The organism is Methylocella sp. CPCC 101449, assembly GCF_031921685.1.
Taxonomy (GTDB): domain Bacteria; phylum Pseudomonadota; class Alphaproteobacteria; order Rhizobiales; family Beijerinckiaceae; genus Terripilifer.
On the sequence record NZ_JAPDHU010000001.1, the window covers coordinates 1,754,396 to 1,767,318 of the forward strand.

Annotated in this window: 14 protein-coding genes; 7 read left to right on the forward strand and 7 right to left on the reverse strand. The window is 62.3% G+C overall.

The window, feature by feature from the left end:
- Nucleotides 1–16 precede the first annotated feature (16 nt).
- From OIM99_RS08070 to OIM99_RS08095, 6 genes are all read left to right on the forward strand, one after another.
- Nucleotides 17–463: a thioesterase family protein gene (locus tag OIM99_RS08070; RefSeq protein WP_311849820.1), complete on the forward strand. Its 447-nt coding sequence runs from the start codon at nucleotides 17–19 to the stop codon at nucleotides 461–463.
- Nucleotides 460–1,014 (forward strand): MOSC domain-containing protein, encoded by a 555-nt coding sequence (locus tag OIM99_RS08075; protein ID WP_311849821.1) that lies wholly within the window; start codon nucleotides 460–462, stop codon nucleotides 1,012–1,014. The genes OIM99_RS08070 and OIM99_RS08075 overlap by 4 nt, the downstream gene beginning before the upstream one ends.
- 79 nt (nucleotides 1,015–1,093) lie before the next feature.
- Complete coding sequence (locus tag OIM99_RS08080) at nucleotides 1,094–1,405, forward strand: DUF1330 domain-containing protein (RefSeq protein ID WP_311849822.1); 312 nt, start codon at nucleotides 1,094–1,096, stop codon at nucleotides 1,403–1,405.
- 31 nt (nucleotides 1,406–1,436) lie between these two features.
- On the forward strand, nucleotides 1,437–2,651 hold the full coding sequence (gene rlmN / locus OIM99_RS08085; protein WP_311850371.1) for a 23S rRNA (adenine(2503)-C(2))-methyltransferase RlmN: 1,215 nt from the start codon (nucleotides 1,437–1,439) through the stop codon (nucleotides 2,649–2,651).
- Between the two features lie 119 nt (nucleotides 2,652–2,770).
- Nucleotides 2,771–3,748, forward strand: coding sequence for a MipA/OmpV family protein (locus OIM99_RS08090; RefSeq protein ID WP_311849823.1), 978 nt, complete (start codon nucleotides 2,771–2,773; stop codon nucleotides 3,746–3,748).
- A 148-nt stretch (nucleotides 3,749–3,896) separates the two neighbouring features.
- A complete protein-coding gene (locus OIM99_RS08095; protein ID WP_311849824.1) occupies nucleotides 3,897–5,024 on the forward strand; it encodes a PilZ domain-containing protein in 1,128 nt (375 codons plus the stop codon).
- Nucleotides 5,025–5,223: 199 nt separating this feature from the next.
- Here OIM99_RS08095 and OIM99_RS08100 read toward each other — a convergent pair whose 3' ends face one another.
- From OIM99_RS08100 to OIM99_RS08120, 5 genes are all read right to left on the reverse strand, one after another.
- Nucleotides 5,224–5,709, reverse strand: coding sequence for a disulfide bond formation protein B (locus OIM99_RS08100; protein ID WP_311849825.1), 486 nt, complete (start codon nucleotides 5,707–5,709; stop codon nucleotides 5,224–5,226).
- On the reverse strand, nucleotides 5,709–6,290 hold the full coding sequence (locus OIM99_RS08105; protein ID WP_311849826.1) for a YqaA family protein: 582 nt from the start codon (nucleotides 6,288–6,290) through the stop codon (nucleotides 5,709–5,711). Before OIM99_RS08105 ends, OIM99_RS08100 begins: the two co-directional genes overlap by 1 nt.
- A gap of 212 nt (nucleotides 6,291–6,502) precedes the next feature.
- Nucleotides 6,503–7,099, reverse strand: coding sequence for a DUF2852 domain-containing protein (locus OIM99_RS08110; protein ID WP_311849827.1), 597 nt, complete (start codon nucleotides 7,097–7,099; stop codon nucleotides 6,503–6,505).
- Between the two features lie 233 nt (nucleotides 7,100–7,332).
- On the reverse strand, nucleotides 7,333–7,992 hold the full coding sequence (locus tag OIM99_RS08115) for a TetR/AcrR family transcriptional regulator (protein WP_311849828.1): 660 nt from the start codon (nucleotides 7,990–7,992) through the stop codon (nucleotides 7,333–7,335).
- A gap of 6 nt (nucleotides 7,993–7,998) precedes the next feature.
- Nucleotides 7,999–8,919, reverse strand: coding sequence for a LysR family transcriptional regulator (locus OIM99_RS08120; RefSeq protein ID WP_311849829.1), 921 nt, complete (start codon nucleotides 8,917–8,919; stop codon nucleotides 7,999–8,001).
- 89 nt (nucleotides 8,920–9,008) lie between these two features.
- Between OIM99_RS08120 and OIM99_RS08125 the strand changes: the two genes are divergently transcribed.
- The gene (locus OIM99_RS08125; RefSeq protein ID WP_311849830.1) at nucleotides 9,009–10,010 is read left to right on the forward strand and encodes an NAD(P)H-binding protein; all 1,002 of its coding nucleotides are present in this window, start codon (nucleotides 9,009–9,011) and stop codon (nucleotides 10,008–10,010) included.
- Between the two features lie 43 nt (nucleotides 10,011–10,053).
- On the opposite strand, the gene OIM99_RS08130 is transcribed toward OIM99_RS08125, so the two are convergent.
- Both OIM99_RS08130 and OIM99_RS08135 read right to left on the reverse strand, forming a co-directional pair.
- Nucleotides 10,054–11,502 (reverse strand): porin, encoded by a 1,449-nt coding sequence (locus OIM99_RS08130; protein ID WP_311849831.1) that lies wholly within the window; start codon nucleotides 11,500–11,502, stop codon nucleotides 10,054–10,056.
- Between the two features lie 57 nt (nucleotides 11,503–11,559).
- Entirely contained in the window at nucleotides 11,560–12,906 is a 1,347-nt protein-coding gene (locus OIM99_RS08135; protein WP_311849832.1) for an MFS transporter, read from the reverse strand.
- Between the last annotated feature and the right edge of the window lie 17 nt (nucleotides 12,907–12,923).

Consider the following 12,923-nt stretch of genomic DNA (forward strand, 5'->3'; position numbering starts at 1 on the left):
TGGCGAGGTGGTGGGTATGGCTGAGAGACCGCAACTTGCCCGCCGCGCCGATTATGTTGCCTTCGTGCCGATCTCGACGCGCTGGCATGACAATGATGTCTACGGCCACATCAATAATGTCATCTACTATTCCTATTTCGATACGGCGGTGAACCAACTGCTGGTCGAGGCGGGTGTGCTGGATCCGGCCACCAATGAGATCGTCGGGCTGGTGGTCGAAACGCGTTGTTCCTACTTCGCGCCGATCGCTTTCCCCGATCCTATCGAGGTTGGCGTCAAAGTGGTGCATCTGGGCTCGTCGTCAGTGCGCTATGACGTCGGTATCTTTCGGGGCGATGCGGAAATCACCAGCGCACGCGGCGATTTCACCCATGTCTATGTGGAGCGCGCGTCGGGCACGTCGACGCCGATACCCGCCGCCGTGCGGGCGGTGCTGGAGCAGTTGAAAGGAAGCCAAGCATGAACGCCGTGGTGCAAGGTCTCGTCAAAGCCGTCAGCCTCAGCCCGCGCCATGCGTTCAGCAAGGCGAACGTGCTGTCGATCCGGCTCGTCGAAGGTCATGGCGTCGAAGGCGATGCGCATATGGGCGTGACGGTGAAGCATCGCTCGCGGGTGGCCAAGGATCCGCTGGCGCCGAATCTGCGCCAGGTGCATCTGATGCATGCGGAACTGTTCGACGAATTGCGGGCGTCGGGCTTTTCGCTCAGCGCTGGCGACATGGGCGAGAATGTCACCACCCATGGTGTCGATCTGCTGGCTCTGCCTGTTGGAACGCGGCTCAAGCTCGGCGACGAAGCGGTGGTCGAAGTCACGGGTCTGCGCAATCCCTGTAGCCAGATCGACAAGTTTCAGCCGGGCCTGATGAAGGCGACGCTCGGCCGCGATGCCGAAGGCGGCCTGATCCGCAAAGCCGGCGTCATGGCCATCGTGCTCACGGGCGGCGAGGTGCGGCCGGGCGATGCCATTGCAGTCGAACTGCCGCAAGGGGTGCTGCGGAAACTGGAGCCGGTTTAGGTCCTCGGGTAGCTAAATCGGCGAAAAGCGCTATCTGTTAAAGTGAAAGCGTCGAATTTCGGCCCAAAAGAGATGTCTCATGTCGGATAAGGAATTGCCTTTAAAAGGCTATTGGATCGGTACCGTCGATGTGACCGATCCCAACGCCTATAAGGACTATGTCGCCGCCAATGCGGTGGCCTTCGAGAAATACGGGGCCAAGTTTCTGGTGCGCGGCGGCCGGACGGAGACCCTGGAAGGGCGCTTTCGGGCCCGGACGGTGGTTCTGGAATTCAAGGATTATGAGACGGCACTCGCTTGCTATCACTCGCCGGAATATACGGCGGCGCGAGCTCTGCGGGACAAAGCTAGCCTGGGTGATCTGATTGTTGCCGAGGGATACGGCGGCTAATACGAATGTGGTTGGAACGATGAACGAGACGATGACAGCGCAGACCGATCTTCGGTCGACCATGGCACCAGCGGCAGCTTTACCGTCTCTGGTCGGCATGACGCGTGCCCGTCTCGGCGACGCTCTGCGCGCCATCGACGTGCCGGAACGCGAAATCCGCATGCGTGTCGGCCAGCTCTGGCAATGGATCTATTTCCATGGCGCGCGCGACTTCGCCGCCATGCTCAACATCGGCAAGCCGCTGCGCGCGCGCCTGACCGAGCATTATTCCTTGTCGCGGCCGCAGGTCGTTGCCGAGCAGGTGTCGAGCGACGGCACGCGCAAATGGCTCATCCGTCTCGATCCGGTCGATGCGAAGGATAGGGGCGCGGAAGTCGAATGCGTCTATATCCCTGAGAGCGATCGCGGCACGTTGTGCGTGTCGAGCCAGGTCGGCTGCACGCTCACCTGCACGTTCTGCCACACCGGTACGCAGAAGCTGGTGCGCAATCTGACCGCCGAAGAGATCGCCGTGCAGGTGGTGGTGGCGCGCGACATGCTGGGCGATTTTCCGGGTCTCACGCCGCCGACCAACGGCCTCATTCCTTCGGGCGAAGGCGTGCGCGCCGTTTCCAATATCGTCTTCATGGGCATGGGCGAGCCGCTCTATAATTTCGACAATGTCACCGATGCGATTTCGGTGCTCACCGATGGCGAAGGTCTGTCGCTGTCGAAGCGGCGGGTGACGGTGTCGACATCAGGCGTCGTGCCGCAGATAGGGCCTTTGGGCGAAGCGACCGGTACGGCCTTGGCGATCTCGCTGCATGCGGTGCGCGATGATCTGCGCAACACACTGGTGCCGCTCAACAAGAAATATCCGATCAAGGATCTGCTCGACGCCTGCCGCAACTATCCCGGCTTGTCGAACGCGCGGCGCATCACCTTCGAATACGTGATGCTCAAGGGCGTCAACGATTCAAGAGCCGAAGCGAAGGAACTGGTGCGGCTGCTCAAAGGCATTCCGGCCAAGATCAATCTCATTCCGTTCAATCCGTGGCCGGGCACGAAATATGAATGTTCGGACTGGGATACGATCGAGCAATTCTCCGACATCGTCTTCAATGCCGGCTATGCGAGCCCCGTGCGCACGCCACGCGGCCGCGACATTCTCGCTGCCTGCGGCCAGTTGAAGAGCGAGACGGAAAAGCTTCGGGCGCGCGCCCGGATGATGGAATCGCATGACGAAAGTCATCCCGAATCCAAATGAAAACAGCCGCCTAAATTAGCTTTCACGTTTTGTTAGCCATATTGGTTGGCGTCACATTAACGTAAACGGCCTACTTCATCGATTCATTGATCATTGCTGTTCATTGAATCGGATTGTTCATGCGTCCCTTGCGTCTATCGTCCGCCGTTTTCGCGGTCTCCGCTGTCGTTCTTCCCGCTCTTCTCGTTCAATCCGTTGAAGCCGCGCCGCGTCATGAGCGGCAGCGCCACGTCCACAAGAGCGTGAAGAAGAAACCGGTCGCCCATCGCCATCATGCGCCGCCGCGTCACGTCTATCGGCCCGCGCCGCGTTATGTGGCGGCACCCGCGCCGATGCCGGCGCCCGTGGCCGAGCCCGCCGCGCCATCGTTCTTCTCGCCCTATGGCTGGTTGATCACCGTCAACGCCAAGACCTTCGTCTCGCCGCGCTTCACCGGCTCGGACGATTACAGTTTCATCGCTTTTCCGACCGTGTCGTTTCGCCGGCCGGGCGAAACACCGGAATGGTCCTCGCCCGACGACAACATCAGTTTCGCGGCGTTTTCCAGCAGCGGCTTCAGCGCCGGTCCGGTCGTTGCTTATCGCGGTGGCCGTTACGATCGCGGCAATCGCGAATTGTGGGGCGTGCATAATGTGCGGTGGACCCTGGAGCCCGGCGTGTTCGGCCAGCTCTGGCTGATCCCCGACACGCTGCGCGCGCGTCTCGAAATCCGGCGCGGCTTCCGTGGCGAGGATGGTTTCGTCGCGCTGCTCGGCGCGGACTGGGTGACGCGCTGGCAGGATTTCACCTTCGCCATCGGTCCGCGCTTCAACTTCGCCGATGCTCGCTCGATGCGCTCGCGCTTCGGCGTCACGACGGCTGATTTCTTGGCCAATCCGGTTTACGCACCGCATAGCCCCGGCGCGGGGCTGGTTTCGGCCGGTCTCTACACCTCGCTCACCTATCGCTATTCGCCGGAATGGGCGTTTACCTTACACGGTGGCTATGACCGGCTGACCGGCGGGGCGGCGTCGAGCCCGATCGTGCGCCAAACCGGCAGCCGCAATCAGTTCACGGTTGGCGTCGCCGCCAGCTATACCTTTCAGCTGTCTCGCTGATTTTATGTTGCTGGCTTGAGCTTTTCTTTGAGCCGGCAACGCAAATTAAACATTTGTCCACCATGTTGGCGTGGGATACCGGCCGGCCAAGTTTGCGCCGGCCAGTTGTGTATTGTGATCTACCGCAAGTTCTGCGTTGGAGTGAGTGATGGGTGTGCGTAACGAATGGGTCGGCCGTCGCCAGGCGATGCGCCAGACCTGTCAGATGCGGGCTGAGTTGCGCTTCACCGACGGGCGCTTGCCGATCGAATGCACGATCATCGACATCAGCGCCGTGGGCGCCCGCTTGACCTTGCCGGATGGTTTCGACTGTCCGGAGGATTTCGATCTCTACATTCCCTCGCGCGATGAGACCAAACAGGCCAAGGTGCGGCGCGTGACGGACGATGGCGTCGCCGTCGCCTTCGTCAAGGCGCGGCAGCAGGACCCGCAGACGATGCAATCGATCAACGAACGTTTGGCGCGTCTGGAAACAGCGTTCGCCGATGTGAAGCGTCTGGCGCCGCTGCATGCCGTCGACGCGGATGCTTCGATCCTGCCTGCTCTGGACGCGCGGGTCGATGCTTTGGCGGCCGGTCTCGCTGAGTTGCGCTCTTTGTTCGATATGCGTGCGGCGGCGCCGGAGCCGGTCGATCACGCACCGGAGATCGCTTCTCTGCGCGACGATTTTTCGGCGTTGAATGGGCGGCTGCAAGAGATGAGCGCCGCGGCCGAACAACCGGTCAAAGACCTCGCCGAAGATATCGCGAAGGACTTCACCGGCATTCGCGCCGAGATGAGCCGGCTCGATACGTCGGTGCGGGCGCTGACCGAAATGGCGAGTGTTAATGCGGCGCTGACGCCCAACGATCATGGCCCGGAAATCATATCGCTGCGCGGTGAAGTGGCCGCTTTGGCGCAAGCGGTGCGCGACGTGACGGATGGCGATGCGTTACCTTCCTCACCGCCCGCCAACGATCTTTCCGACATTCGTGCCGAGATGGAAAAGCTTGGCGTGTCCATGCGCGGCAATGCGCAGATTCCACGCCCCGAAGATGTTCGTCCTGTTCAGCCGACGCCTGCCGTTCATCTGCCGAGCGAGGCCGATGTGGCGGAGATGAAAGCGGAGATTGCCGAACTGCGCGCCATCGTCGCCAAGATGGCTGCGGCTGAACCGGCCGCGCCGCAGGAAGGCGCGGAGACATTGCGCGGCGAGGTCGACGAGCTGCGCCAGTCGGTGCGCGCGCTCATTCTCGTGGTGGCCAAGAGCCTCAATGCGCCGCGCCAGGCGGCTTAGCTCGCATCTTCGTGTCAGTTGATACGCCGCTACCTTGGTGTCATCCCGGACACGCGAAGCGTGATCCGGGAACCAGGGCGCGTGACGAAATCTTGGTTGGCTGCGAATGCCGCTTCACCGCTGGGATTGCAGGCTCTACCGCTCGCCCCTGGTTCCCGGATCGCGCCGTTGGCGCGTCCGGGATGACACCGAGGGCGTACTAAGCGCGCGAGATGGTGCGCAGCGCCAACGCCGCGAGCACCGCTGAGATCACTGCGTTCCATCCGGCCAGCGACAGGCCGAGAATGCGGATGGCAACTGCGTCGCAACGCACCACTTTGGTGGTTTCGAGCTGACGCATGAAGTCGCTCATGTCGGAAGCGCGCTGCGGAATGGCGCCGGTGCAGCCGGTCGGGCCTTCCCAGAAGCCCCATTCGACGCCGGCGTGATAGGCGCCGAAAATGGCGCTGCCGATAAAGATCAAGGCGAGCAGGACGAACAGCAGTTTGGACACTGGTGAGGGCTTGCCGGACACCGTGCTGGCGACGGTCAGCGCCGCGACGGGCACGCCGATGTAATAGGCCCAGCGCTGCTGCAGGCATAGTTCGCAAGGCAGATAGCCGGCATATTCGAAGATCCAGGCACCGGCGATGGTGGCGAAGGCGATGACGAAGATCGCCAAGGCGATGCGGAAGGGAGTAAGCATCAGAACACCTTTATAGCCACCCAGAACCCGAGCACGACGAAAGCAATGATGAGTGCCATGAAGACACCGAAATGGCGGTCGAGCAAGGTGCGGGCCTGGTCGCCGTAGCGATGCAGCAGGCCAGCGACGATGAAGAAGCGCGCGCCGCGCGTGATGATGCTCAACAGCACGAATAGCAGGAAATTATATTCGAGCAGGCCCGAGACGATGGTGACGAGCTTATAGGGGATGGGCGTCGCGCCCTTGATCAGGATGAAGGCCCAGCCCCATTGCGCGTAGAAGGCGCGCAGCGAGTCCACTTTGTCGGTATAGCCGTAGAGATTCATCAGCCATTGGCCCAATGTCTCATAGAGCAGATAGCCGATGCCATATCCGACGATGCCGCCGAGCACCGAGGCGATGGTGCAGACGGTGGCGTAATAGAAAGCCTTCTCCGGCTTGGCTAATGCCATCGGCACCAGCACCACGTCGGGTGGAATGGGGAAGAACGAGGATTCCGCGAAGGAGATCGCCGCCAGCGCTGGTGTGGCACGAGGCGATCCGGCGAGAGAGAGCGTCCAGTCGTACAGGCGTTTGAACATGGGCTCCGTGCGGCGGGAATCAGGGCAAGACGTCAGTGGCGGGACTCAGCTTTAACGGCCGAGAGTTGGCAAAGGCCTAACTGGCTGGTGGCTTGGCAGCAAGCCGTGGAGTTACCGGTGGAACCCATCCCGCAGGATTGTGATGGCCGTTTGAACGAAAAATGCCGTGGCGGTTGGCCGCCACGGCATCGGTATTGGTGAGGATTGGGGCCTTACTGGGGCTGGCCGTTGCCGTCCGACTTGGTGTCGTCGAAGGGCTTCCAGCCGCTTTCACCACGCGCCTGGGCGGCCGAGCGTTCGCGCTTGAAGCGTTCGAACTCGTCGCGGTCGCGGGCCATGCGCAGATGGGCGAGATATTCGCCGAATTCGCGCTGGGCGGCCTCGAGTTTGCGGCGTTCTTCCTCGATGCGCTCGAGTTCGGCCGTCCGCCATTCGTCAAAAGCCCGATTGCCGGTGTTATCAGCGCCGCGACCCCAGTTCGGGCCACCGCCAAAACCACCGTTGCCGCCTTCGCGATTGCCGAACTGCCAGGGGCCGCCGCGCCAATTGCTCTTGGCCCGCTCGCGCGCTTCGTCGAAGCGCATGTTGGCAAAGCTCACCAGATCACCCTGCTGGCCGGATCTCTTCTGCCAGATCTTCAGCATCAGGATCGCCAGGCCGATCGGCCAGAAGACGATGAAGCCGAGGATCATCGCGACCAATTCCAACGGGCGCCAGGGCACCCGGTTGTAATTGCCGCTTTTCCAATCACAGCGGCCGCGGCGACCCTGGCCGCGATCGTTGTCCGCCCATTCCGCAGTCGCACTCATTTGCGCTCTCCATATCGGCCACTCGGGCCTGATGTGAATGTAACGTACATTAACATGAGGCGGGAGTCCATTGCCCGCAAGGGGGCTGAAGGGAAAATTTTGCAACGGGAGGCCAGCTTTGCCGATCCCGGCCCTTTAAAACTCCGGCATCAGAGGAGGTGGGGGCTGCCGTTGAGGGTGCAAGGCGGGATGGCGGCTTGGCCGCAGATTTAATGTGAGCTCAAGCTTGATAGTTACCGCGACCAAGGCCCCTTGCGGGTGGTGCGGCGGATGGCGCCTTCGACCAGGCTTTGGGCGGCGGTTTCCAGAATGGCGGCCGGATTGGCGCCGGTGCGCTGCGGGTCAAGATGGCCCGACAGCATGAGCATGGCCAAGCCGTGCGACAGCGACCAGATTTCAAAGGCGAGTGCCTTGGCGCCGTCACGCGGGGCGCCGTGGTATTCGAGGACGCTGGCGCAGGCCTGGCGGATGCTTTCCAGCGCCCGATCGGCGGCGGCGCCCGGTTCCGGCGCGTTCAGGGTCTGCACATTGCCGAACATCGCCGCATAGAGGCCGGGTTCCTCGCGGGCGAATTCGAGATAAGCGGTGCCCATACGGTGGAACGCCACTTCCGGCAACGGCTGGCCGTCCTGCCAGGCGGCTTCGAGCTTCTGCACGAAAGCCTCGAAACCGCGCTTGGCCAATTCCTCGATCAGGGCGCCGCGATCGGCGAAATGCCGATAGGGCGCTGCCGGCGTGACGCCGACCATTTTGGCCGCCTCGGCCAGAGTGAAGCCGGACGGGCCGCGCTCGGCCGCAAGATAGCGCGCCGCTTCCAGCAGGGCCTCTTTCAGATGGCCGTGGTGGTAGCCGCGCTTCTCGCCGCCAAAGAATCGGGGGCCGAAGGTGTTCATGGCGCTTTACATAGGGGTGATTGGCGCGGACGGCGAATCTGGTCTGATCGACATTGCCATTCCCTCGACGAGAGCGTCGAAGACCACGCGGCAGCGCGGGCTTGTTCTCAGATCCTCGTGCATGACGATCCAGAGCCCCAATTCGAGATCAAATTCGCTGGCCAGCACGCGCACGAGATCGGGATTGCGCGCCGCCAGCGGAATCTGGCAGCCACCGATGCCAAAGCCGCAACGGATCGCCGCGAGCTGGGCGAGATCGCTGTCGGCGCGCAGTGCGAAGAGCGATCGGTTCATGGCCGGAACGGATTGCAGAAATGCCCGCAGCGCAGGTGTTTCGCGATCGAAGCCGATACAATCGTGATGAACCAGATCGGTCAGCGACGTCGGCACGCCACGGCGCGCGAGATAGTTGCGATGGGCATAAAGGCCCAGGCCGATGCTGGCGAGGCGCTTGGCGATCAGCGCATCTTGCAGCGGCTCGACCATGCGCACGGCAATGTCGGCATCGCCGCGCAACAGATCGCCGACCGCATTGGAGAGGACGAGTTCGATCTCGAGTTTGGGGTGTCGTTCGCGCAACCGGGCGAGGATCGGCGGCAGATGTTCGGCGCCGACGACCTCGCTGGCGGTGATCCGCACAGTTCCTTTCACCGTCTCGCCGTAGCCTGACGCGGTCCGCAACAGCGCGGTGGCCGTCGCGGCGAGGGTTTGCGCATAGGGTTTGAGTTCCAGCGCCGCGTCGGTAGCGATCAATCCGCGCTGCGAGCGCAGAAACAGGCCGCAGCCGGTGGCGGCCTCCAGGGCATCGATGTGCCGGGCTATGGTCGGCTGGGTCAGTCCGAGCAGACGGGCGGCGCCCGAGAGGGAGCCTTCGTCCAAGACGGCGAGAAAACTGCGATAGAGATCCCAGCTTGGATCGGTGTTCATATATTTTCGTATAGCATATCCAGATATTTCGACAATTTTGTTTTGTTAAGGCCTGCCGCATCCTCCCTTCAGAAATTGGAGTGTCGGCTATGCAAAACAAAATCGCATTGGTTCTGGGCGCCACGGGTGGCATTGGCGGGGAAGTCGCCCGTCGGCTCAACAAGCGGGGCTGGCGTGTGCGCGCCCTGCATCGCAAACCCGAACGGTTCGACGGGCGTGGCGACTTCGCCTGGCTGCGCGGCGACGCCATGGTGGCCGGCGATGTCCTGGCTGCCGCCGAGGGCACGTCGTTGATCGTCCATGCGGTCAACCCGCCGGGCTATCGCAATTGGGGCGAACTGGTGCTGCCGATGTTCGACAATACGCTGGCCGCGGCGCGCGGTGTCGGTGCCCGCGTTCTTCTGCCGGGCAATGTCTACAATTACGGGCCGGACGCTTTTCCGCTCGTCAATGAAAACTCGCCCCAACATCCGTTGACCCGTAAAGGCAAAATCCGCGTCGAGATGGAAGAGCGGCTGCGCACCGCCGTCGCGGCGGGAGATGTCAAAGGCCTGATCGTCGGCGCGGGCGATTTCTTCGGTCCGCAGGCCGCCAACAATTGGTTTTCGCAAGGGCTGGTGAAACCGGGGCGGCCAGTGCGGGCGATTTCCTATCCGGGCCGGCCCGGGGTCGGACACCAATGGGCCTATCTGCCCGATGTCGCCGAGACCATGGTGCGCCTCGCCGAACACGATGGCCTCGATGATTTTGCGCAGTTCCATATGGGAGGCCATTGGGATCACGATGGCCGGCAGATGGTGGACGCGATCCGGCGGGTGGTCAGCGCCCCCAACATGCGCGTCAGTCGCTTTCCCTGGCTGGCCGTGACCTTGGCGTCGCCGTTCGTGCCGCTGTTCCGCGAACTCAGCGAAATGAAATATCTCTGGCAAGTGCCGGTGCGTTTGCAGAACGCGCGGTTGTTATCGGTGCTTGGGGCCGAGCCGCATACGCCGCTTGATGTTGCCGTGCGGACGACGCTTGTCGGATTGGGGTGCATCGGCGTGGGTGAGGTAGATGCCTCATCGACGCATCGGCAAAACGTTCTGGCTTAGAAAAAACGCCGCCGGAGTGCGGCGGCGTTTATCCGTTGGATGATCAGAACGTGCGCTCGGCGCGCATGCGAACCGTCCAATTGCTCGGGCTGACTTGCGCCAAGGTGCCAAGGCCCGCCGGTACCGAAAGTGGCAGGCTCTGGTTCAATTTGGCGTAGGACAGTTCAGCGCCGAGATCGAAATTGCGCAGCGGCGACCAGACCAACTGTCCGGCGACGTTCCACAGACGCGCCTTCGACAGGCCGCCATTCGCCCAAGACGTATTTTGCGTCACGCTGCCGGGTGTCACCTGCACATAGGTGGCGATGAAGTTCGAGCGCAGCGACGGTGTCCAATAGTGGGTGAAGATCGCAGTGGTGCCAAACGCCTTGGTTAGCTCGGCACCGCCGGCTGTACATGCCGCATTGATGCAATACAGCGTGACGTTGCGATCGACGCGCAGGAAGCCACCGAGGAAGTTCGTTGTCATCGCGAAAGTGCCGTTGAGGCCGAGGCCATAGATATAGTCGAGTGCGCCGACGCCATAGTTGGCGAAGAATTGCACGTGATCGCCAGCCGCGATCATTGGCAGCAGGATGCGGGCGCCGGCGCCGACGGCCCAACCGGTCCGACGGATCTGTGGACCGGCATTGCCGACCACCGCCAGCGGTGCATTGCCGAAGGTGGCGGTGTTTTCCTGCAGCATAGCCGAGACCATCGCCATGCCCCACGTCTGATCGACGCGCAGGTTGCCGATGAGCGAAGGCAGGCGCTGGGCGACGGGGCCTGCGGTCGCCGCCGTGGCGGTGAACGGATTGGCGCCCAGCGTGTTGGCGGCAGCCGTCAGGATTTCATCGCCGCGATTTTCCAGGGCAAGCACGGCGGAGAAGCCGTTGCCGAAGGTGGCGGTATAAGCGAGCTGGCGGACACCGTTGGGGAAGCCGCCATTAGGGGCCGAGTGGTATTGATAGGGCGGCAGCATAAAGAAATTTGACGCGGCCTGACCGACGGTGAAACCGGCGAAGCGGATATAGGCTGATTCGATGGTCGCTGTATTGTTATTGCCCGCCGCAAAGACACTGGCGGCATAGCCAAAGGGTGCGTTGGCGAGACCCGAACCTGCCATGAGACGCAGCGCGAAAACGGTTTGCACCGTGCCCCAGGCCGATTGCGTGCGCGCATCCATGTTGACGATGCCGCGCGCGAACCAGCCGTTCTGATCAACGCCATTCGAACTGATGAACGTGTTGGCGGGTGTTGTGGCGCTGGCGGTCGAGCGATGCACGACCGCATTCTTGGCCGGTGTGTACCAAGCCTCGACGCGGACGCGGCCGCCGACTTTCAGACAGGTGTCGGTGCCGGGGACCCAATAAAAGCCGGTGCCATAGGCATCGCAGACCCGTACATATTCGGCGGGTGCGGTTTTGCGCGACGGCAAATCCGCCGCTTGCGTCATGGCGATAGGCAAAAGAGTAGCGCCGGCGCAAATGAGCGCCGTTTTGATAGGCTTCATAGTCCCCCTCCTGTTAAAGTCCTTGGAAGCTTATGTTGGAATTGGCTTGATCAGCACTCAGGCCGGTGCGCGTTCGCTGACACCTGGCGCCGGGCGGGTGCGCAACGCGTGGAAGACCAGGCAGAGAATGGCGGTGGCGATGTAGGGGGTCGCCATGGCGATGCCCATGCCGCTCAGCGACAGTTGCGAGACCAGCAGGCCGCCGACCACCGGACCGATGATCGCAGCGACACGCGCGGCACCGCTGGCAAGTCCGACGCCGTTGCCGCGGATGGCGGTGGGATAGAACGGGCCGACCAGGCTGTAGAGCGAATTATGCGCGCTGGTGGCAAATGACATGGCGACGACGATCAGGCTGATGACCAGGGTTGGCGTCAGATCGGGGATGCCGAGCGCGAAGAGAGCGGCGACCGCGACGATGGTGGCGAACAGCGTCGTCAGCCAGCCGAAGGAATCGATGAAGCGCGACAGCAGCAATTGCGCGATGACGCCGCCGACGGCACCATAAGCGAAGGCGAGCGAAGCCATGGCCGGTGACACGCCGCTGCGCTGGAGCAGGATCGGCACCCAACTGACCAAGGTCATGAAGGTGAGGGTTTCGACGAAAAAGACTGCCCAGAGCAATGGTGTGATCGTCGCCAGCCGGTCGCGGAACAGGTCGGCCAGTCCGGGCTTTTTGCTCACATCGCTGTCGATGACGAATTGCGTTTGCGGGCCAATCGCAAGATCGGGAGCGATGCGGCGCAGGGCTTGGCGCAATTCTTCCGATTGCGGCTTCTTCAGTGCGAGATAACGGATCGACTCGGGCAGAACGAAATAGAGCAGGATGCCGAGCAAGGTGCCGGCGACGCCAACGATGAGAAACACCGACGGCCAGCCGGTGCGCGGAATAAGGAAAGCCGCAAGACCACCGACGGCGGCTGGGCCGAGAGCATAACCGATCGAAGCCAAGAGGACCGAACTGCCGCGCACGCGTTTCGGCGCGCCCTCGGTGAGCAGCGTGACTATATTGGGCAGAACGCCGCCGATGCCGATGCAGGTGAGGAAACGCAATATCAGCAGATGTTCGTAGGAATCGGCGAAAGCGGTGGCAAGCGCCGGCAGGCTATAGGTCAGAACGCCGGCGACGATGCCGATGCGGCGACCATAGATGTCGCCGAGCTTGCCGAAAGCCACCGCACCGATGAGCAAGCCCAGATTGCCGACGCCGAAGATCGTGCCCATCACCTTCGGTTCGAGCTGCCAGTCGCGCAGAATGGCCGGCGCGGTAACGAGGATGGCGGCGAAGTCCATGCCGTCGAGAAACAGAGTGACGAAGCACAGGATGAAGATGCCGATGTGGGTGCGGCCGATCTTCATGTCGTCGAGCAAAGGCGCGATGTGGACGGTCTGTTTGGTATCCATGAAATCCCTCCCCAAGA